Source organism: Mycoavidus sp. B2-EB (assembly GCF_014218255.1).
Classification (GTDB): Bacteria; Pseudomonadota; Gammaproteobacteria; order Burkholderiales; family Burkholderiaceae; genus Mycoavidus.
The window spans coordinates 907,790-929,402 of the sequence record NZ_AP021872.1 but is presented as its reverse complement, the minus strand read 5'-3'; the positions used below and the strand labels follow the sequence as shown (position 1 = coordinate 929,402).

14 protein-coding genes are annotated in these 21,613 nt (G+C 48.7%); 3 read left to right on the top strand and 11 right to left on the bottom strand.

Features of this window, described 5'->3' with window-relative positions:
- Window positions 1–106: 106 nt before the first annotated feature.
- From MPB2EB_RS04140 to MPB2EB_RS04115, 6 genes are all read right to left on the bottom strand, one after another.
- Window positions 107–1,375 carry a 2-hydroxycarboxylate transporter family protein gene (locus MPB2EB_RS04140; RefSeq protein WP_185182579.1) on the bottom strand — a complete coding sequence of 423 codons (1,269 nt, stop codon included), beginning with the start codon at window positions 1,373–1,375 and terminating at the stop codon, window positions 107–109.
- A gap of 205 nt (window positions 1,376–1,580) precedes the next feature.
- The gene (gene dnaE / locus MPB2EB_RS04135) at window positions 1,581–5,144 is read right to left on the bottom strand and encodes a DNA polymerase III subunit alpha (protein ID WP_185182578.1); all 3,564 of its coding nucleotides are present in this window, start codon (window positions 5,142–5,144) and stop codon (window positions 1,581–1,583) included.
- Complete coding sequence (locus tag MPB2EB_RS04130; protein WP_185182577.1) at window positions 5,071–5,721, bottom strand: hypothetical protein; 651 nt, start codon at window positions 5,719–5,721, stop codon at window positions 5,071–5,073. Before MPB2EB_RS04130 ends, dnaE begins: the two co-directional genes overlap by 74 nt.
- A gap of 178 nt (window positions 5,722–5,899) precedes the next feature.
- Window positions 5,900–6,178 (bottom strand): hypothetical protein, encoded by a 279-nt coding sequence (locus MPB2EB_RS04125; protein WP_185182576.1) that lies wholly within the window; start codon window positions 6,176–6,178, stop codon window positions 5,900–5,902.
- Entirely contained in the window at window positions 6,175–6,528 is a 354-nt protein-coding gene (locus MPB2EB_RS04120; protein ID WP_232534489.1) for a hypothetical protein, read from the bottom strand. The genes MPB2EB_RS04125 and MPB2EB_RS04120 overlap by 4 nt, the downstream gene beginning before the upstream one ends.
- Window positions 6,529–6,564: 36 nt before the next feature.
- Window positions 6,565–6,885 (bottom strand): hypothetical protein, encoded by a 321-nt coding sequence (locus tag MPB2EB_RS04115; RefSeq protein WP_185182574.1) that lies wholly within the window; start codon window positions 6,883–6,885, stop codon window positions 6,565–6,567.
- Between the two features lie 110 nt (window positions 6,886–6,995).
- Here MPB2EB_RS04115 and MPB2EB_RS04110 point away from each other — a divergent pair, with 110 nt between their 5' ends.
- From MPB2EB_RS04110 to MPB2EB_RS04100, 3 genes are read left to right on the top strand one after another with little or no spacing between them, the layout of a single operon-like run.
- Window positions 6,996–7,325, top strand: a complete 330-nt coding sequence (locus MPB2EB_RS04110) for a hypothetical protein (RefSeq protein WP_185182481.1) — start codon at window positions 6,996–6,998, stop codon at window positions 7,323–7,325.
- Window positions 7,325–7,681, top strand: coding sequence for an IS66 family insertion sequence element accessory protein TnpB (gene tnpB / locus MPB2EB_RS04105; protein ID WP_198422345.1), 357 nt, complete (start codon window positions 7,325–7,327; stop codon window positions 7,679–7,681). Before MPB2EB_RS04110 ends, tnpB begins: the two co-directional genes overlap by 1 nt.
- Window positions 7,682–7,702: 21 nt before the next feature.
- The gene (locus MPB2EB_RS04100; protein ID WP_185182573.1) at window positions 7,703–9,136 is read left to right on the top strand and encodes an IS66 family transposase; all 1,434 of its coding nucleotides are present in this window, start codon (window positions 7,703–7,705) and stop codon (window positions 9,134–9,136) included.
- 63 nt (window positions 9,137–9,199) lie between these two features.
- Here the strand turns inward: MPB2EB_RS04100 and MPB2EB_RS04095 are convergent, their stop codons facing one another.
- The 5 genes from MPB2EB_RS04095 to MPB2EB_RS04075 all read right to left on the bottom strand — a co-directional run bounded on the left by MPB2EB_RS04095 (window position 9,200) and on the right by MPB2EB_RS04075 (window position 21,413).
- Window positions 9,200–9,997 (bottom strand): hypothetical protein, encoded by a 798-nt coding sequence (locus MPB2EB_RS04095; RefSeq protein ID WP_232534488.1) that lies wholly within the window; start codon window positions 9,995–9,997, stop codon window positions 9,200–9,202.
- Window positions 9,998–10,007: 10 nt separating this feature from the next.
- Entirely contained in the window at window positions 10,008–11,000 is a 993-nt protein-coding gene (locus tag MPB2EB_RS04090) for a hypothetical protein (protein WP_185182571.1), read from the bottom strand.
- Between the two features lie 129 nt (window positions 11,001–11,129).
- Window positions 11,130–12,062: a PoNi-like cognate immunity protein gene (locus MPB2EB_RS04085; RefSeq protein ID WP_185182570.1), complete on the bottom strand. Its 933-nt coding sequence runs from the start codon at window positions 12,060–12,062 to the stop codon at window positions 11,130–11,132.
- Window positions 12,059–19,699, bottom strand: a complete 7,641-nt coding sequence (locus MPB2EB_RS04080) for a hemagglutinin repeat-containing protein (protein WP_185182569.1) — start codon at window positions 19,697–19,699, stop codon at window positions 12,059–12,061. Before MPB2EB_RS04080 ends, MPB2EB_RS04085 begins: the two co-directional genes overlap by 4 nt.
- A 421-nt stretch (window positions 19,700–20,120) precedes the next feature.
- Entirely contained in the window at window positions 20,121–21,413 is a 1,293-nt protein-coding gene (locus tag MPB2EB_RS04075; protein WP_185182568.1) for an NAD(P)/FAD-dependent oxidoreductase, read from the bottom strand.
- Between the last annotated feature and the right edge of the window lie 200 nt (window positions 21,414–21,613).

The window sequence follows — 21,613 nt, the reverse complement described above, 5'->3', positions numbered from 1 at the left end:
CTAGCGTATATGTATGTAGCGCTGGCTACGCGCGCCCTGAGCGGGCCAAATGCAAAGCAATTTCTCCGCAGAAATGCATCAGCGGCTGATGCGAAATTTTTATACGCTATACGGGTGGCAATTGGCTCATCACGAGCAGCGCAAGCATCACCGTAAACGCTCCACCAATGCGAGTCGCAAGCTGCGCAAACGGCATTAATTGCATGCGGTGCGACGCAGTTAGAATCGCCATATCTCCTACACTTCCCATACCGCTATGACACGCATTGACAATTGCACTTTCAACTGAATGCAGGCCCGCCCAGCGTCCAACCAAAAAACCCACTACGGTTAGGGTAACTACCGTAACAAAGATCGTGACAAAATGCGCCAGCGTTAGAGCTTCTACCAGCGCATCCCAAGGCGTTAAAATCAAACCAATCCCAAATAAAATCGGATACGCGGCAGCCACAGCAAAGAAGTGGTACATTTTATACGCGCCGTGCTCAAACTTAGGCGGGATAACACACGTTAGCTTAACCAGCACCGTGAGTAACAACATGCCCAACGGCGCAGGCAAGCCCGTAAATTGACAAATCACCGTGCCTGCCACATATAGGCAAAGCGCAATCATCCCGGCCGCAGCGACATGTTCAACGGTTACTGTGAATGGTTTTTCCTCAAGCGGCAAAACGGGTGCCGTTATCGGCAATAAATGACCATCACCACTGCAACGCGGATAGCGTTTGCCAAGTTGATGAAACAGCGCAGCACATACAATCGCCGTAAGATTACCCAACACCACAGGCGGCACAACTTGGGCAAATAGCTGAGCTTGGGGGACTTGTAAAATCGCTGCATAACCTAGCGTAAGCGGAATCGCACCTTCGCCAAGGCCACCGGCCATAATCGGAATGACAAGATAAAAAAAGGCATGGTGCGCGCTAAGCCCGAACGCCATGCCAGTCAGCGTGCCGACTACTGCCGCCGCAACCGAACCGGCGCCAAGCGGAATGAAAAGCTTAGCACAACCTTTAATCAGAAGTTGCCGATCCATACTCAAAATACCGCCGACAATAACCGCCACGGTAAATAGATAAAGGATATTAGTGGCCTGCCAAAAGTCGCTAATAGATTGCACCAGCTGCATTGGCAACAGCGAACGATGGACCAGGTAAGAAGGCAACAATACGGTCAAGATAACCGCACCGCCAATTTGGCGCAAACCTGGGATACGCGCACCCAATTCAGCGCAGCCAAAACTCAGTACCGCAAGCATACCGAAGATAATCGATATTTCGCTGGATAATTTTTCTATTGCTAGGAGAGCGCCAAGGCTTACAAACAACACGCAGTAAATCGGCAGCGGGATAATGCTAACACGCTGTGTATCCATTATCCGCCACCAGCGTATAACCCTTAATTTTGAGCCTGATGAGGCCAATACTGAGGCATCAGTAAGCAATGAATTCTGCTGCATTTAAAGGTCTCCACTGTAACTGCCGCTATTATCTAGTCGTTGACAGAGTATGTAGAGAGCACCAGTGAATTATACTGATGCTTATTTAGCAGCTCTCATCAGAATACTTCAATACATTGATTTAATAAATCACTTCGACTGAGGTCGCCCAAGCCTCCGCTTTCAACTCCGCCAGCAACTCATCCGAAGGCTTAACGCGCCATCCATCCCCCAGCGTAAATTCACTGCGTAGCGCTTGGTTACAGTAATCAATCAGCACCGGCAGGCCGCCATCGGACTCTCTTTTGGGAGAATCATGAGCGTGCCCGACCGGCTTATGCCTTGGATTACTAGACGAGCTGAGATCGCTCACGGCCTTGTACGATTGTAAAAGCTCATGCAATCTACGCGGGTTAACAGGGTGATTCACAGAGATACGCAAAGCTCGAGCAAAAGAGCCGCGCGCACGTGCCAAATCTAACACCGCACTAGCGCTTAAGCGAATGCCGCCAGTGAAGCTGTCATAGCGCGCGTTGCCCATTACAATCAGCAGCTCATCTTCTTTGAACAGCTCTCGGTTCGCGTCATAAAGCTCATTAAACACCGTCACTTCACAGTGTGCTGTGCCATCATCCAGCATCACCATAAACATTTTTCCGCGTGGTGTAAGCTGCGTACGGATACTGTTAATCACCCCAGCAACCAGCTTCTCCCGCCCTTCCTGCAAGTTATTCAGTTTTTGTTTAACAAAACGACTGATTTCGCTGCGATAGGCATCAAATAAATGCCCTGACAAATAAAAACCTAAGGCCGCTTTTTCTTCCTGCAACACGCGTTTTTTTGACCATGCAGGTTCAGCTACAAGCTCGCAACCGTCGGCCAGCTCAGTCTGGTCAAATAAGCCCGCCTGCAATTCGTGCGCACAACGCTGCTCAGCCGCGCCTAACGCAAGCGATACGGAGGCCAATAACTGAGCGCGATTGGGGTGCAAAGCATCAAATGCGCCGGCGCGAATCAAGGCTTCAATAGTACGGCGATTGACAATGCGGCGATCGACCCGCAAACAAAAATCGAACAAATCGGTAAACGGCTTTTCAGCGCGCGCACGCAACACATCTTCAATCGCGCTTTGTCCGCTTCCTTTAATCGCACCAAGCCCATAATGAATAGTGCGCGCCGGCTGCCCCGCGCTCGCTGCGGCAGGTTCAAAACGGTACACTGAGCGGTTAACATCCGGTGGCAACACCGTTAGCTGATTCAGTTGACAGTCGTCAAATAAAATTTTGATTTTATCGGTGTCATCTAGCGCCAAGCTCATATTAGCCGCCATAAATTCAGCCGGATAATGCGCTTTGAGCCAAGCAGTCTGATACGCAAGCAGCGCATAAGCCGCCGCATGCGATTTGTTAAAACCGTAGCCGGCGAATTTTTCCATTAAATCAAAAATTTCGTCGGCTTTTTCGCCCATCAGCCCATTATGCGCCGCGCCCTCCCGAAAGAGCGCGCGATGCTGCGCCATTTCTTCGGGTTTTTTCTTACCCATGGCGCGGCGTAATAAATCAGCGCCACCTAATGAATAACCACCGATGATCTGCGCCATCTGCATGACCTGCTCTTGATAGACCATAATGCCATAGGTCTCTGCCAGCACGTCTTTTACGCGAGGATCAGGATAATTGACTTTCTCGCGGCCATGCTTACGGGCACAAAAACTTGGAATCAGATCCATTGGCCCAGGACGGTATAGCGCAACCAGCGCAATAATGTCTTCAAAGCGATCCGGCTGAGCGTCTTTCAGCATCCCTTGCATACCGCGGCTTTCAAGCTGGAATACAGCCACTGTATTAGCTTTTTTTAGAAACGAGAAAGTTGCCGGATCATCCAACGGGACTTGCGCGAGCGACCAACCAGAACGGTTTGGATCAAGCCGGCGGATATCCCGCTCAGCCCAATCTAAAATAGTCAGGGTGGTTAATCCTAGAAAGTCAAATTTGACTAAGCCAACGGCTTCTACATCATCTTTGTCATATTGGCTAACTACCGCCCCGCTATGGGTTTGGGCCTCGGTAAGACCCGCTCCGTTTTCTACCAGCGGCATATGTTGCGTATAGAGTGGGCAAAAATGCGTGAGCTTGCCGGGCGCGATCAGCACGCCACCTGCATGCATGCCAATATTGCGCGTTAATCCTTCAACGCGTTGCGCCAACTCAAGTAATTGCTGCACCTCATCTTCATCCGCCAAACGTTGCGCCAACAGCGGCTCTTCTTTAATCGCGTCAGCAATCGTCACATGCTTGCCGGGTTTAAAAGGAATGAGCTTGGCGACCCCATCCGTAAAGTTATAGCCTAGATCAAGCACACGGCCAATGTCCCGCACCGCAGCTTTAGCCGCCATCGTGCCAAAAGTAGCGATCTGCGAGACTGCATCTGCACCGTATTTACTCTTCACATATTGAATGACGCGATCACGCCCGTGCTGACAAAAATCAATATCGAAATCCGGCATCGATACGCGCTCAGGATTTAAAAAGCGCTCAAACAATAATTTATAACGCAGCGGGTCAAGGTCTGTAATGCCTAACGCAAATGCCACTAACGAGCCTGCACCGGAACCCCGACCAGGACCTACCGGCACACCATTTTGTTTAGCCCAGTTGATAAAGTCAGCAACAATTAGAAAATAGCCGGGAAAGCCCATTTTGATAATCGTGGCGCATTCAAACTCAAGCCGCTGACAATAATTGGGCCGCTCGCGCTCACGCTGAACTACGTCAGTAAATAACTGCTCGAGCCGCTGCTCCAACCCTTGCCGTGCTTCTTGCATCAGATAGTCATCCAACGATAGACCGGCTGGCGTTGGGAAGAGGGGGAGCTTGGGCTTGCCCAGCTCTAGCGTTAAATTGCAGCGTTGAGCAATCTCAACTGTATTCGCTACGGCAGAAGGCAAATCGGCAAAAAGCTCCACCATTTCAGCTTGCGTGCGAAAGTACTGAGCCTGCGTAAACGGCCGGGCGCGGCGTGGATCAGCTAGTAAATTTCCGGCAGCGATACAAACCCGCGCCTCATGTGCAGTGAAATCATCTTGCGTCATAAATTGCACTGGGTGCGTCGCCACTAACGGCAACTGCAACTCAGCGGCAAGCGCGGCGACTTGCTGGATATACGCCGCCTCGCCAGGCAGCCCCGCGCGCTGCACTTCCAGATAAAAACGCTTAGGAAAAATCCGCATCCAGCGTTGTGCAAAGCGACGTGCAGCCTCTTCATTACCCGCTGCAAAAGCCTGTCCAATATCACCAGAAAGTCCGCCCGATAAAGCCATTAAACCGCTTGCCAGGCCATTCTCAAGCCATTCCATTTGAATCTGGGCGCGGCCGCGATGCTGGTTGGTTAACCATGCCTGACTTAACAATTCGCAAAGATTTAAATAACCTTGCAGCTCGCACACGAGCAGCAAAACTCGGCTGGGTTTGTCGCTATCGAGCGGATTAGTCAGCCAGACATCGCAACCGATGATCGGTTTGACACCTGTGCTACGCGCTTTTTGATAAAACTTAACAAGACCAAATAGGTTGCCCAAATCAGTGAGCGCAAGCGCTCCCTGTCCGTCAGCTGCAGCGGCTTTAACCGCATCGTCAATGCGTACGATGCCGTCTGTAATTGAATACTCGGAATGGAGGCGAAGGTGGATAAAGCGAGGATTTGACATGACCGCTATTGTACCTAACCCTCGGGGGTTGCAGCTCAACTTGGCGGCCGGTGTCGCCATAGTTGTGTGATTTTTTTAGAAATGGAGTGGGCACAATAGCGCCTGTTGAGATTGAAATATTTATCACTTTTCCTGAATACACTTCAGTCAATGACAGTATTCCTTGTTCTTCATTAAGAACCCAATCTGAAACAATGTCTGTAGGAACACTCCATATCTCAGTTAACTCTTTCGTAACAACTTGCGCGCCTATTTCATGAATAATGCAAAGATTTCCATTTTTCAGTAGGAGCAACTCAAAAAAGACTCCATATAGCCGAAATAGTAGGTTTTCGATAGTTGAAGTGGATCTATCAGTTGAGACCGCTGCTATATAAGAGTCAAATCCTATGTACACTGTTTGATAACTTTCGACGAGTAGTGCTTTAGGTGTAACCCCTCTGATTGCAACCGCTATACCCAGCCCAAAATCAAATTCATCTGAGTCAGATTCAAGTGAGCAGCATTCATAAATTGCTTCATGATTGGAGCCGAGGATTAGCCATTTTTCATGTTTATCCTGGAACCAATATTTCATTTCTCTTACAGAATCATAACTCTCAGTAACTGTGATCAGTGTCGTTGTATTTTAGTTGGTGGGCAGCCCGAATGCTGTTCCTGATATTAGGCGATTTCTATCTCAATACGTTTCTAGCTTCATACCATCTCTAGGCCAGCACCACTTTGTGGTCCGTTGACCCTTAAAGGCTTTTTAATTATAAATCTTCGTGGCACAAATCAAATAGTTGTGTTTTTAAAGAATCAAATTCGTCATTTTCCTTTCTTAAAGGGTATCCATCTTTATGGAGAATGAGATCATTTAATGATCCCATACCTCCATATAATGACAGTATCTCTCGCTTAGTTTCATTAGGCATGCCTAGAATCTCATAACTGAGTTTTTGGATGGTCCTTTCCCAGTCTTTAGAATTACTTAATTTAAGCAAGGCTAACATTTCAACTAATATCAGCTTTATGTCTTCGGCCTGCGTCATTTTAGTGGTCTCACATTAAGTATTTGTATACCCTCAATCGTCCAAGGTTTTTGCACAACAATCTGCTGGGTTCCACCAACATAAAAGCTTCCTTGCGAACCAATCTCACCTATATAAACTTTGCTTCCGGCTGGTATCTTAACCGTTATTAATGAATCAATAGGTGAAGCATTACCTCCTGGCCACTTAGGTAGAATGGCCTTATCGATTCGGCTTTGAATCACACTATTTGAGACTTGTTGGCTAAAAAACTCTCCAAATGGCTGACTAGCGATCCCAGCTCGATAAAGAACGGTGTCTTGTGTTAATAAAACTTCAGTATATCGACCACCAGAAAAAGTTTCAGCCAATTTATTTGGCAACGGGCCTATCTTGATTGCTGAGTATTAGTCTAGTACTTTGCCAAATGTACCTTCTATTTTTGAGGTATTTGCTGATCGGCTAGCAGTCGTGAGCAGTTTACCATCAGCTACAGAAGAACCACCCACCTTTGCCAAATTCTCAGATTTCGATAGCCTGGATACTTTTTCTAAAGTTTTCTTACCTACATGAATCCCTACTCTACCCAGTGAGGCAGCCAACTTCACAGCCCCTCCCACTGCAGTGATTGCCGTAAATGCCTGAAAGAATAAATTACCTACATCGCGCCCCAGTTGCACAGCATTTTGGTCCCCGCCTTCCGCTATGGCAACCTCTATTCGATTCATTTCGCTTCACCCACCTGAGCTTGTATCTCGTAAGAACGCCACGACCCCCAGGCTATTCGCCGAAATGATCCACAGCGATACTTTCGCTTTCGAACTTAAGAATGAGCGATATGGCCAAGAAGACATTAAGCGCCAAGATTTGGTCAGAGCATTTGTTATCAGCGAGAAAAGAAGGCCTGTCCTTGAGTGATTATGCCAAGCGAGAAGGGTTATCCAGAAAAGCGCTGTATTACTGGAAAAAAAAGTTGAGTGTAGTTGGAGAAAGAGTAGAGCCAAAGCAAGAAAGCAAATTTGTGTCGCTGCGGGTGTCGGAGAAGACAAGTGAGCCGCGTCTGTGCAGCAGCCTAATTCTGGCCTCAGGGGTGAGGCTAGAGTTATCAGGGGTGCCGTCCCCGGAATGGCTGATAGCGCTGGGTCGTGCAGCGCAAGGAGTGCGCTAATGCATCCAGGCTGTGAGATTGAGCAGGTCTATCTGTGCCAGGAGCCGGTTGATTTCAGGAAAGCGATCAACGGATTGAGTGCGCTGGTGGAACAAGAGTTGGGTCTTAACCCGTTTGGAGAAGCCCTGTATGTATTTGTGAATCGGCAGCGCACGAAGCTGAAAGTATTGTACTGGCATCGGAATGGATTTTGCCTATGGCTCAAACGGCTTGAATCGGAGAGATTTGCTTGGCCACGAGATGCACAAGGGGCGACACAAACAATAAGCGTACAGGAGTTTGAGTGGTTGCTGGAGGGTTTTGATCTGTGGCGAAATAAACCGCATAAAACGCTTTATTTTAATACGATTGCATAGGGGAAATTGTTAAAATACGGCATGCTTGAAAGCCCTGCCAAAGAATCGAATGTATCCCTAGAGTTTGATCTACCGGAGATCAAGCTGCCGGAGGTATTGCCCACGGATGTGGCAGGACTCACGGCGCTGTTGCACACGCAAGAGAAAGCCAGCAAGACGTTGTGGATGGAAGCCCAGAGCAAATTGGTCGAAACACAGAGCGAGTTGATCGAAGCGCAGAACGAATTGATCGAGGTGCAAGAGAAATTTAAGCGCCTGATCGAGCAAATTGTGCTGTCGCGGCGACGCATGTTTGGGCCCAGTAGTGAAGCCAGCGGCCAGGGCCGTTTGTTTGATGAGGCCGAGGGATTAGCCCAGGCGAGCACAGAGGCGCAGGAGATTGCCCCGCTGCCGGCCCAGTCAGAACGTAAAGATAAGCCGGCGCGTGGTAAGCGGGGTCCATTACCTGCGGAACTGAAACGCGTTGAGGTGGTGCACGAGGTGCCCGAAGCCGAGCGCAGCTGTGCCTGCGATACGCCCATGGTGGAAATTGGACAGGACGTGAGCGAGCAACTCGACATTGTGCCGATGCAGATACGCGTATTGCGCCATGTTCGTAAGCGCTATGGCTGCCCGAGCAGCCTTCATGCTCCAGTTACAGCGCCCTTGCCGCCCCAGCCGCTGCCTACGAGTAACGCAAGTCCGAACTTCCTGGCGATGCTGTTGACAGTTAAATTCGTCGACGGCTTGCCGCTGACCCGTTTCGCCAAGGTGCTGGATCGGCACGGTATGCCTGTGCCGACCCAGACCCTGGCGCGCTGGGTGATCGGTTGTAGCGCGGTGTTACAGCCGTTGCATAATTTGATGCGCGATACCTTGCTTGAAAGCGCTGTGCTGCATATAGATGAAACCGAGGTGCAGGTGCTTAAAGAACCGGACAAAAGTCCCACTTCGAAATCCTACATGTGGGTGCAAACCGGAGGGCCGCCTGGTAAGCCCGTGGTGATTTACGACTATGATCCTCGTCGAAACAAGGAGGTCCCGGTACGCTTGTTGCATGACTATCGCGGTTATCTGATGACGGATGGCTACGAGGGTTATAGCAAACTGGCCCAAACTGAAGGGGTCGAGCGGCTGGTTTGTTGGGCGCACGTGAGGCGGCGTTATGTCGACGCAGTTAAAGTACAGCCCAAAGGCAAACGGGGTCATGCTGACGAAGCCGTTACCCTGATTGGTGAGCTCTATCACATTGAACGTCTTCATAAAGACGTGGATGATGAGACGCGCTGGCTTGCGCGTCAGAAGCAAAGCCTACCAATCCTTGAGAAGCTCCGCACCTGGATGGAAAGGCTTGTGCCTGGTGTGACGCCGAAGAGTGCACTGGGTGAAGCGCTGTCCTATATGCGGAATCACTGGGGGATGCTGACACGCTATACCGAGCGAGGCGATTTGCCGATCGACAATAACCTGTATTAGTCATTACTTGATCGTACAGTAAGAGTCATCCAAAGCGAAATTCACCTTGCTCTACGGCCTAGTTCATTCTTTATAGTTATAGTGCGCTGGCACTTTATAATCTTCCGGGAAAGAGGGCCAATTGAAATACTTATCTGACAAGGCATTTTCTAAAGCGATTCCAATAGCATTAGAAAAATTATATAGCTGAAAATTAATTAGCCTAATTCTCTGAAGAATAGCTCGAACTGCACGCCAATCCTTTTGTACTGATGCTTTTTCATACCCATCAAAGGCTATCTGCAAAGCTAGCAACTTCTCATTGAATGATTTATTAAAGTCATTTTTTAAATTGACACCCCATACCAATCGCCCTGTTCTTTTATCCACACGCTCCAATTCTTCATCTGTTACGCCATGAAATTTGGTGAAATCCATTAATATTATTTTAACCCCATTTAAATCAATCAATTCTTTTTGATCCACCTCATTTATTTTTACATCAAAATACTCATTTGGAATAACATAACCATTTCCCAAAGAGGGCCAATTAAAACGCTTATTATTCAGAATTTTTCTTAAATCCTTTGAAATTGCATTAAATGGACGACTAGCCAAAAACCCAATTCTTATGGAAATATCCATAAGGCCAGCCTTAGCTGCCAACAAATCTTTTCTTAATAATGCCTTGTTATACAATTCAACCGAATCTTTTATTTGATCCAACTTCTCTTTAAAAGATTCATTATAATCACCACTCCAATTTATACGCCATTCAGAATATCCAGTTTTTTTATTCAAGGCCTCTAGATCTGAATACGCAAACCCATGCGATTTAAAAAACCCCATTAAACATAATTTAAATTTATTAAAATCCAACATTATTTTCACTCTAACCCTCCAATCTTCTGCCTCTCGCTTTATCTGTTTTCTTCCGATTAACTGTTCCATCAAGATTCAAAACATGCCTGGAAACTCTGTTTTCAGTATATACTTCCAAGTGATTTTTGTGTTTTCTATCTAGATAAAACAGATCACCTTCTTCTATTTTACCTTTAATTCTTTCAGTTGCTTCGTATACTCTTGACCCTTTATAAATTTCTTTAGTAGGATTAGCTATGTCCTTCATCTCCCTCCCAAACTCCGTTTCATTAAAGAAATTCTCCATCTTCTGCACAGAGCCAGCATTCGGCACATAATCCTTATCTCTATTAGCCTTCGTCTCCTTACTAAAAATTGCATTCCCTAATTTCCCTAGCGCTTCAGTAATCGGCAGTATCAGAGGTGCTACCGTATATTCTCCAAATTGATTTGGCGTCACAAAAGGCTGAACGAGATGCTCACCCGATTGATCCGGCATACCTTCAAGCAGCACTTCTTTATCTTGACGCCACTCTCTGCCTGGAATTTGGCGCGACTGCGGTGGCTCCATCGGCGTGATCATCGGCCGCGGGGGCCGTAGTATTAACTGATCCTCATCCCCATCCTCTCCATCTTGCCCTGCATTATTGGCTCGATATTTTTGATACGCTTCATTAGCATTCCATGCCACTAAGCCCGCAGCTACCACGCTTAATACAACAACCCCAGGTGGGGTGAACGCTAATGGTGCGGCCAGCACCACGGCAGCATTATTTTCTGTCTCAATCTGCGCCGCATTCTGCGCGGAGGCCGCATCCGCTCCTCCGACACGGGCCACCCCCGCTACTAGGCTGGTGACGATATTTTTGCGCGCTTCTTTCTCCTCTTCAGACGAACCCTCTACAGGACCTAACAGATGATTCACCCATACACTGGCACTCGCCCCCAAGGCCGCTGAGCCACCCGATTGCCCCCGTGCGACTGCACCGCCATAAGCCAATACCCCATGCAACGCAGCACGCATCGTTTCATCATTCAGGCCATCTGCAATATGCTTGATTCTATGAGTCCCGAAGTAAGATTGTGGTGCAATGTTTCGCCTGCACCTTCCGCGGTTTTTAATTATATTTATTGAGATTCATAAAAATATTAATCAAAGCTTAGGCTTTTTTATATTAAAAATCCTCGACCAAAAATGATAGAAATTCTTTTTGGGTGTTTCCTTAGCATGCTCTTCTTTAGCCGCTAGATCATTCTCTATTGGTTCTACTCGTTCAGGGTGAGTAGAAGGCCCATTAGGCCGTAGTAAATCGCCTGGATAATTGGGATGGCCTAGGCATAAAGAGTCATCTAAACCAAAGGCTTTGACGGCAGCTACAGCTTCGATGCACCAATAACCAAAATAGGCTCCGTCTATTTCATGATCTTTATACCAATAGGGGCGCTTAGGAAATAGAGCCTCTACTTCTTTGGGTTGCTCTTTTTTAGGCTGCCGAATTAATTCAGCGTACCATTTTTCAACAAAAATTTTGAGTTTCTTTGCTTGTTGCTCCTTGGGTGCATTGATAGCATCAAGCAAGCGCTGATAAGGTTTTGTATGGCATAGCTTGTTCCCAATTTTACGGGAAGGCGATCGGCTTGCAATAATGCGATCTAGTATTTCATCTTCACCATCATTATTAATCAAAGCAAGTAATCGCTGCCATTGGTCATTGGGGATTTCAAGGACAAGAGCCAAACCTACCAGCCAGAAACAATCAATGTATTGATCAAAATTGACCTCCCACGCATTACGTGTGTATTGTGTTTGCTTGTCCCAGATATCTTTCCCCAACCTTTCAGACTCTTCCCAAGCATCAAGCATAGGCGGGAAGTACTGTGCTAATTCATGAATGGCATCGCCTCGAGAATAACGGCGCTGCATTAGACGCCAGTATACTTGCACTAACTCGAAGATATATTGTGGTTTATATGTAGGATCATGAAAAGGAGTTTTGCACCCCTCAATATATTTACTAATTGCATATTCGTCAAATTTAGTCCACTTATCAAACCACTCTTTATCTTTTAAGCTATCGCGAATCATTTTTCCCCCAGCAGTTTCGAGGTATTATAAGGGATCCGTTTGGCATTCTTATCTAAGAGACTAACGGACACTCTACCATGACGGCTCGTATGGACGAGCCATTTTTCAGCACGCCCCATCTTCCACGCTTCTGTAATATTTAATCCTTCTTCTGGACCTGCAAATCTCAAAATCCGGTTACGCCCTGTTTTCTTCCCAATCAACCAGCTATCGCTCATTTGTGGCCCGTCAGCGGTTTTTTTGCTTAATCTAGATTTATCATATTTATATTCCACTATGACATAGTCGATACCATTCTTATTGACCTTATATAAAGCATCAATGCCTTTTTCACTCGCCCCCACTCGTGCAATGGGTTGTGCATCGGGCAGTAAATTCTGAATAAATTTGCCACCAAAGTGCTCGCCCACCATGCTTTTTTCCATGTTGGCTAATTGCTTAAAGTCTAGCAATGGCTTGCCGTTATGACCGAAATTCCCCCCCATCGTCACCCAGTCAACATGCAAAAACTCTTTTGCCGCTTCCTTACCTAAACGAACTCCAACTTTACCCAGCGATGCAGTGAGCTGAGCCGCACCTACTGTTCCCATTGCGATTGAGCCTATCTGCCAGATTAAATTGCCTAAATCCCGGCCAAGCTGTAATGCATTTTGGTCGCCGCCTTCTCTTAAGGCAACCTGCATCCGGTTGATTTTGGCATTGAACTCAGCAGCAATCTCTTCTCCTATTTGATCGCGTACTTCTTGGTTAACCAGAGAAGCCAATCCTGCTAGACTCTTGGGAAGATCTTTAAAAAATTCGGCCAATCCTTTTAAATCATGCCAACCCGCCTCAGCCAAACCGCTGATCAGACCCGACATTGTCAATGCATCTTGCTTCGCCGAAACACCGGTCCATTTAATCATTGTCCCTGCGTTGCAGACGAAATCGTCTTCACAGGCATCTAATTCTTTTTGGGCTAGCACGAGTTGTTCTGTAGCCAGCCAATTATTATCGATAGCCGCTGCGGCACTGTGTGTAGCCACAGTCGCATCGGCCCCAGTCAGTGCCGCTACACCCGCAACCAGTGTGGTCGCAAGATTGTGTTTGGCTTCCTGTTCAGTACGCGTTTCATCTGGACGGGTCGGACTAAAGGCATGCGTTAAAATGCTCGATACCGCGCCACCTAATGCCCCCGCGCCGAGGCTTTGATTCGAGGCGGCTGCGCCACCTAACCCAACCAGTGCGTGCAACACTGCATGCGCTGCGCTGCCTTCGTTTACTGCGCCAGATTTCACCAACTCGCCAACGTAGCCTGCCCCGTGCTGTTGGAGCAAATTCACAACACCGCTTTGCACAAACTGTTCGGTCGCCCCTGTTACATTACCGGAGGCGGCTGCGGTTAACGCTGTCAATATCCGCCGGCTTAAGCCACCAGGTCCCCATTGCTGATTCAGCGCTTGCGCCTGGGCGCGCAATTCAACTGCCATGTTTTGTAATGCCTCTTGCTGCTCCACAGGCATTGGCTCATTACCCGCCATCTCGATACGCTTAGCTTGCTCGAGCTTTTGATCTACTTCCCGGGCTCGATTGACGATAAAAGTATTGGCTTCCCGACCTAATGCATGGACAATATCAAAGCCGGCTTCAATCTCCGCTTGATTAAAAATCGGCGCTAACGCTTGATGACTCTGTGCCGGATGACGGTTTAGGTCTGCAATCGTCTCGGCCGCGCTATGTCCCGTCAGCTCGATTTGCCGCGCCTCATCCGTAATCACCATCTCCGCACCGCTGATCGCACTGCGGGTAGTGGATCTTGCCTGGCCTGAAGCACTCATCACAATCGGTAGCGCAGCACTCACTCCACCCCGGCTTGCCAGTTGATTGCCGCTATGCGCCGGCGTTATGGCTTTTCCTGATGGGTCTGAGCCCACTCCTTTGCCACTTTGACTATACCCACCGCCTAAGCTGATACTGCTTGCAGAATAGCTCGCCTGATTCGTCAGATCCGTGTTGTGCAGAGTTGCTGTTATCAGTTTATTTTTGCCTTTCTGCACCGCCTGCTCAGAACCTGCCATCACGCCACCAACCAGCTTCGTATCTCCTTTAACGCTGATCTGAAAGCCATCCTCTCCAGCCTGAATCCCCGCTTGTTCTGCCACACTCAGATAATCACTGTCCATCCTGCGTTGTGAGACATTCAGACTCGCTGCCGAGACAGAGCCGGCGGTCGCACTGCCACAGATACTTTGAGCATGGCTTTGGTACCTCGCCGTGTTTTGCACACTGTCTATGTCAAGGTCACCCTCAATCTGGGCTTTAACCTGCTTGCCCACCATCTGAGCGCCTTTGAGGCGCACATCACTTTTTGCTTTGAGCTCTAGCGTGCCACCGGCCTGAATCAGAGTCGGCGTATAGTTAATTTGCGCTCCTTTTGTACGGCCATGCCCTACACTGAGTGCAACCGATGCGCCCACTGAGCTCTGACTGCCCAGCGTTGCCACGGCCCCCACTGCAGAACTCTGGCTGTGCTGCTGACTTTGCTCGATCAGGCTATTCGGCGCGGCTTCCATCTTCAGACGGCCTTCTACGTTAAGCGCTATATTCTGTTTGGCTTCGATGCGAGCGCCCATCAGATCCAACGTGGATTTTTCTCCTAAGCCACCGATCTGGATCGAGATATCCCCTCCGGCTGCCAGGGTGCTGTTGAGCGCTGTCCGGCTGAGCTGTATCTGCTCGCTTTCAGAATGCTCTTCGCCCAGCATTACGCTCACGGTGGCGCCACCGGCTGCTTTGGGATCTGCTTTGATCGCATCGTAGGCGTTTTTCGCCGCCAGTGCGCCTGCACCGGCCGCTAACGCGTGCATCCGCGCATCGCTGACCTGGGTACTGGTTTGCAGCATCTGACGATTCGTTTGCGCCGCGGCAATCACCGGCGCACTGACCGATACCGTCAGACCCGATTGATGCCATTCACTGCGCTGCCAGACTCGGCTTTGCTCATAGGCCGCTTCAATCTTGCCTTGACCGGCTCGAATCTCTATATCGCCGGTGGGCACCACCCATTGACTGCCGCTTTGCTCGTAGTCTCGGCCGGCAATCGCTCTGACAGGACCTGATACGCTGCCTATGACTGAGCCAATCTGAGGGGTGTGCTCCTTTTCTTGAGCGTCTTTTTGGGTTCGCGTGCCGATCGTCACGCCGAATTTCCCGCTCTCTAATAAGCCGGAGCGTTCTTGAACGGAATAGCGCTGAGTGCGCTCAGCCTGTTCGACTGCCTTTTGCTGGAGGGCATTTCCCGCATAAAGATCCACATCATGCATCCCCGCCACGTTTGAACCGAGGATATTCAGGTCATGTCCAGCTTCTATCTGTACTGTGCCTCCAGATAAGGTGCTGCTTAACGCTTGTTTTCTATACAGCACGTTGCGCGTTAATTCGCTTGAGGAACCGAAGAAGTGACTCGATTCATGATAATGAGACTCCTCAAAATCCGTCTCTTCATACGCGGCTTCCAAATGAATATCTCGGCGGGCTTTCACCGCGAGTTTCTCTGCCGCTTTGACATACGCGCCGGTTGCAGTTACATCGCGCCCAGCCTTCAGCTCAAGCGCGCCGGCCTGAATCTGGGTGCCAACTTCAGTGTGCTGGCTTAGGCTGAGGGCATTCCGTTCATCCCAGACGATCTTCTGTTGCAAGCCGGTGGTGGCGGTCCCTAAGATCAGATCTTGCTGAGCGTCCAACCTTGCCGTGTGTTCCACTTCAATTTGGGTGGCGGCTAGGTGGAGATCGGATCCCGCCGTCGCTTCCAGCTCTCCGGCCTGGATCTGGGTGAGGCCCGCTAAGTTTGTTCGGCTGCCGCTGGCGGCATGAGTGGTCTGTGTCTGGCTTTGCAATTGTAGATTTTGGCCGGCCTGTACGGTGAGTTTTTTAACGGCAATCAGCTTACCGGCGCGGCTATCGATGTCGTCGCGGGCTTGGATAGAGAGGGTGCCCCGGCTGGCCAGCGTGCCGCGCGCGTTATCGATCTGGCTTGCGCGAATACGTGTTGTGCTGCGACTGAGCACGGTTCCGGTGTTTTTAAAGGGGCGGTCGCTCTCTAACTCGATCGTATCGGCTGAAATCAGTGCATTGCTTCGTGGGATGGCCGGCGCATCGCTTGGGGCCAGATACACTTTAGGCACCAGGACCGTCTGTTCTGAGCCATCGGGTAATTGAATACGTTGATTCACTAGCCAGACGGGGCTGGTGGTTAACGCATTGATTTGCTCAGGTGTCGGTTCAATGCCGAGCATCAAATTGAACCGTTTGGCCCAGTCTGCCCCGGCGTGCATCAAGTCCCGAATCTCAGCAAACGGGTTTCGATGGTTAGAGAGGTAGTAATGGCCCGTTAGACCAATAATTTGGTCTCGAATCAGTTGCTGTTCATAGAATCCATCGCCCAGGCGTTTGGGAATGTGCTGAGGATCCAGATTCAGTAAGCGCAGCAATACATCGCTCGAAACGCTGTCGCTGTGGCGAGTAAAACGGGGATCGATCTGGATCAGATAGCGTTGATTGGGATCGGTGTTGAGGCGCAATAAACCGCTATTTAATAAAGTATTACGGCTTAAAGCCGAAGAACTCGGCACTAAGGCGGTAGAGGGCGCAGAATGCTCTACTGCCGTATGCGGTTGAGAGACGGCGACCGTCAGCGTGTGATGCTCGACCATTGGTGCCGGATGGTAGGGCGCGTGCCCACCCCACTCCCGTTGAAAATAGCGCTTGAACCCGCCTCGCCACTTTCTATCTGAGTATTGCAAGGTTCCCTGATCAGTCGTGACGCGTTGACCGATGGCATCCCGGTTTTCAATTTGGGCAGGCCTGCCTTCAAGGTCGCTGAGCGCCCCTCCAGCGATAATCATGCTTTTATCGTTCATCACCTGGTCTGACAGAGAGATCGCGCCACCTGCATGAATCTTGCCAGGTTCGCTGTGCGTCACCCTGGTTGTGGTCACTCGGCGCGTAAAGACATAGTTGATAAAACGAAATATTTCATGACCGGAGCTGTGCACACGGTAGAGGCCCCCTACGTCGCCGTGCCAGGCGATTTGGGAGCCATCAAAGCGTTGGTTTGTCTGGTCATCGTGACATTCGTGTATGCCCCGCTCCTCAATCAGCCTTTCTTCGATTTCGAATCTTGCATTTTGATTGACTAGCGCTTTTGCATGAATCGTTAGATCTCCCACCGCATCCATCGTGGAGCCATGATTGAGAATGCGTTCACTGCGACCCTGCACGATAGACTCCGCATTCAGCTTACGGCCAATGGCTAAACCACCGCCACTATAAAGCGTACCACCGGCACGATTTTGAATCTCATGAACCCCGATTTGAAGGTTGTTTTGCGCGAAAATCATGCTCTCCGTATTTCTCAACAGAGAGTCAGGCCCACGCGCACTGATTAAAATCGTATCGCCCGTAATCAGGCCCGGGTGAATCGCCAAACGCAATAAGTGCTGGGTCAATGTGCCACTTTCTCGACGGTTACGCATCTTATTAGAAAGGATCCGGATCTCCCCTTGGCTGTGTATCGTGCCTTCGTTACAAAAAGCCATCGCTAAAATGAAGATGCGCCCCTCACTTTGCAAAACCCCTTGTTGCATATTATCGAGCGCTAAGGCTTTTAAGGACAATCTATCGCGGGCAAATAACGTTGCATTGGCTTGGTTAAGAATTCTTTCTCCGATGACCAGATTGAGGTCTTTTCCCGTCATCTGGCTCTTATTCGTATGGACAATATTCGGCGCTTCTATCGTGATGCGACCCCAGGCATTCATTAAGCCCCCTTGTGCTATGTAGCCACCGCCGCTCGCATCTAAAAAAAGCTGGATCTGACCCTGTCCACTTTGAACGATTTGCCCCCCCTCCGTGTTAATGACTGTATGCGCACGAATTTCAAGGACACTGCCTGGATACGTCGGCTGTGTGGAACGGTCTGGATCACTTGAAATCTCCGGTTCGGAAGCTTCATCTTTCCCTACGGCAATCAGACCTTTGCTGTTATCTAGTTGATATGTATCAATCTCAATTTTTTGGTGCGCCGATAGTGTGCCGGCTAGATTTTTCAAATAGCATACCAAAGAAGCTGTGTAAAAAGTGCCTATTTTGAGTGTTTGATCCGAAAGGATGGTCCCACCTTGATGATTAGACAGCTTGGCAACGCTGATCGTTATCGGACCCTTACTGCTAATTAACCCCGCCCCTTTTATTGCTTCAACATTATGATTCTCCATCATGTCGGCAACTATCTGGATGGGTCCAGCACCATTATGAATCAGATAACCTGAGTGATTATTAATGATATCAGCCCGCACCTTCAATACGCTTTGATCTCCCTTCGCTTCTATATGCCCCTGATCATTGGTGAGCGTGTCACTTTCAAGAACCAGATCAGAACCCGCGGTAATCTGTCCTTTCTGATTATTTAAAAATATAGCTTTAATCAGAAGCTTTCCTCTTGATTCAACCGTGGAAAACTCCGCATTCATAAACTCTTTGGCTAAATCCGTGACGGTGTTTTGTTTATAAAAAGCATCTCCTATTGTCAGGTCGCCATCACTATGCAGTAACCCATGCTCCTGGTTATGCAGGGTCCTTGCTCCAAGCATCAGTTGATCTCGCCCGAGGATAGCCCCAGCCTGCTGCTCATCCGTATCTTCAGTGCCATCATTGAGCAAATGCTGCGTATCAATCACCACTGTGCTGCCCTGAATCACTCCATAATTCTTAAGCACATTTTCTACCTTGAATTTAAGGTGAACACCGTCTATCAAAGAGGTGGATTGATTTTCAAACGTTTTAGCTTTAAGCGTGATTTCACCTCGCGTTTTTAGAGTGCCTTGATTCGTGAAACTTTGGGCCGTTGAAATCGATAGATGCCGACCGGCGTTGAGTTGAGTGCGATGCGTGTAATTCTCTTCCAGCTTTGCCGTAAGATCCAGTGTGGCGCCGAGCGTTCCTGCGCCGATCAAACGGTTGGCTTTGAGGGTAATATTTCCGTTTGATTGAATCTGAGAACTGGCATTATCGAGCGTATCTGCTTGAATGCTCAAATGTTCTTCTGCTTTTACCTTGGCGGTGCCTGTGAATTGCAACAGACGGGGGAACTCCGAATGAATGGTCGTGTCGGCTATGTCCTGTTGCAGCGTAACGGGCAAGCTCAGATTTGAGCCATTCACCGCTGTATTCAAGTTAATTTGATTGGCGGATAACTCGCCCTCTATTTTAATCGAATACGCGATTACATCAATCTGCTCATATCCTTTGAGGATTGTTTTGCTTTGAATCGTTATTTGACCTGTTTTTAGACGAAAGGCCTGAAACTCACCGTCACGATTTAAAGCCGGTTCGCCGGTTGTGAGCACAAGGCGGTTGGTATGGAGAAATTGATAGCCGCAGCACTCCATCCCATTGGCATTAGAAAAAATCAATTGGGCCGGCTCTCCAGCCATCTTTATAACGCGATTCAGGCTGCGGGGGATAGAGTGAGCACGGTGCGCCGTCGGTGCATCCGCTTCTGGATTAGAAGGGGCGGGTATTTGCTCTGGCCTATCTGGTGTAATCGAATGAGTCCGAATGTATTGAGTGGATATACCATGAATAGGTCTTAACATCATTCACCCCGTTTAATCATATGTAATGCGCTCAGTCTAAATGATGATTCTCAAAACACCAAATAAACTTGCGTAATTATTTATTTTTCGCAAATAATCTTTTTAATAAATTTTTATTGATTTGCATCATTTCTGCAATAGGTTCTATGCACAAAAGGCTAAGGAGCCTCATAACCCTTGAGTTAGCGGATTCATTACTGGCACTATAAAACAACAAAGCCTAGGCTTAACGGTATTCGAATGTAAGCCAAAGAAGATGCGTAAACGGCAATTTTTAGAGGCAATGGAGCAAGTTGTGCCGTGGCCCCCGCCTTGAGAGTGTTGATCGAGACCCCCGGCCGTCAAGGAGGGCGTCTTGGGTATGCAACAGGATATGAACGCTTCTCGTTTGAGCAAGCATTTGGGATGAACCCTTTTTATCACCTTAATGCAACTTCACCCTTGGTACCGTCGAACGGCGTAACCAATGCGCCAAGGTATCTGTCACCATCCATACAAAACCATGTAAAGCAGCTATATGCATCCGGTACAAAGATGTATACATAAGGCGCGCAAAAAGCCCTTCAATAAACAAATTACCCCCCCTGATGCCGCCCATTAAATTACCTACCGCACTGAAATGACCGAGCGAAACGAGTGAGCCAAAATCGCGATAACGGAAATTAGGCAGGGAGGCGCCTTTCAAGCGGCGCGTTAAGGCATGGAGTAAAAAATTGGCCTGTTGATGCGCGGCTTGGGCACGAGGGGGAACGATGGTTTTTTTCTCTGGCCACGGACAACTCGCGCAGTCGCCAAATGCAAAGATGTCAGGATCGCTTTCAGTTTGTAGCGTTGCGCAAACTTTAAGCTGACCACGTGGATTGGTCGCAAGTCCATCTAATTGACTCAGTATCGCCGGTGCTTTAATGCCTGCTGCCCATATCGTGAGATGCGTGGGTATCGTTTTGCCGCTCACTGTCAACAATGCTGGTTCAGACACGCTAGCAACTTGCTCATTGAGAATGATTTCAATATTGAGTTTGGCGAGTAAGGTTGTGGTGGCTTTTGAGACGCGTTCAGGCAACGCAGACAAGATGCGTGGCCCAGCTTCAATAATAACGATGCGAATCTCTTGTTTAGGGTCAAGCGGGGATACGCCATAGGTGGCTAATATTTGGGCGGTTTGGCGCAATTGTGCCGATAATTCAACCCCGGTTGCACCACCACCAACAATCGCAATTTGGAGGTAGGGTTGCGGATTTGCATGAGCGCGCATGCATGCAGCCAGTAAATGGCGATGGCAGTTTTGCGCCTGTGCGACGGTATCTAACGCCAGGGCATATTGCTGAGCGCCCACGACATCAAAAAAATGCGTAGCACTGCCGATGGCAATGACCAATGTATCATAAGCCAGTTCGCGTGAAGGTAATAATTCAGCGCCATCCATATCATCGACAGCCGCTAGCGTAATCTTCTTCGCCAAGCGGTCAAGACCGCTCAATGCGCCAAGCCGGAATTCAAAATGATGCCAATGCGCCTGCGCGGCGTATTCAAGCTGATGCGTAAAAGGATCCATACTGCCAGCAGCGACTTCATGCAGCAAAGGCTTCCATAAATGCGTCGGATGAGCATCAACCAACACAATGTGCGCAGTTTGGCGAGCGCCAAACCGGTCACCTAAACGGGTTGCCAACTCAAGCCCGCCAGCACCTCCGCCCACGATCACAATGCGATGCATATCTGTTTAAATCCTAATAAGAAGCGAAATCTAGGCCAGTTAAACGAAGTATAGTTTCGTTTGCAAAAACACCAACGAATATACTCTCTAACTTATTCAGGCATAAAAAATGCCTCAAAGTTTTGGTTTTTTATGATTTAAATAGGGTTGTCCATGGCGCACAATTTTTTTGTATCAGTTTTTTCCTCTCATCCATTCAT

Excerpts from the sequence above, each read along its gene's own strand:
- MPB2EB_RS04075 (WP_185182568.1), bottom strand. The coding sequence starts at position 21,413 with ATGCATCGCATTGTGATCGTGGGCGGAGGTGCTGGCGGGCTTGAGTTG.
- MPB2EB_RS04125 (WP_185182576.1), bottom strand. The coding sequence starts at position 6,178 with ATGACGCAGGCCGAAGACATAAAGCTGATATTAGTTGAAATGTTAGCC.
- MPB2EB_RS04100 (WP_185182573.1), top strand. The coding sequence starts at position 7,703 with ATGCTTGAAAGCCCTGCCAAAGAATCGAATGTATCCCTAGAGTTTGAT.
- dnaE (WP_185182578.1), bottom strand. The coding sequence starts at position 5,144 with ATGTCAAATCCTCGCTTTATCCACCTTCGCCTCCATTCCGAGTATTCA.
- MPB2EB_RS04080 (WP_185182569.1), bottom strand. The coding sequence starts at position 19,699 with ATGATGTTAAGACCTATTCATGGTATATCCACTCAATACATTCGGACT.
- MPB2EB_RS04090 (WP_185182571.1), bottom strand. The coding sequence starts at position 11,000 with ATGCGTGCTGCGTTGCATGGGGTATTGGCTTATGGCGGTGCAGTCGCA.
- MPB2EB_RS04130 (WP_185182577.1), bottom strand. The coding sequence starts at position 5,721 with ATGAAATATTGGTTCCAGGATAAACATGAAAAATGGCTAATCCTCGGC.
- MPB2EB_RS04095 (WP_232534488.1), bottom strand. The coding sequence starts at position 9,997 with ATGTTGGATTTTAATAAATTTAAATTATGTTTAATGGGGTTTTTTAAA.
- tnpB (WP_198422345.1), top strand. The coding sequence starts at position 7,325 with ATGCATCCAGGCTGTGAGATTGAGCAGGTCTATCTGTGCCAGGAGCCG.
- MPB2EB_RS04140 (WP_185182579.1), bottom strand. The coding sequence starts at position 1,375 with ATGGATACACAGCGTGTTAGCATTATCCCGCTGCCGATTTACTGCGTG.
- MPB2EB_RS04115 (WP_185182574.1), bottom strand. The coding sequence starts at position 6,885 with ATGAATCGAATAGAGGTTGCCATAGCGGAAGGCGGGGACCAAAATGCT.
- MPB2EB_RS04110 (WP_185182481.1), top strand. The coding sequence starts at position 6,996 with ATGGCCAAGAAGACATTAAGCGCCAAGATTTGGTCAGAGCATTTGTTA.
- MPB2EB_RS04085 (WP_185182570.1), bottom strand. The coding sequence starts at position 12,062 with ATGATTCGCGATAGCTTAAAAGATAAAGAGTGGTTTGATAAGTGGACT.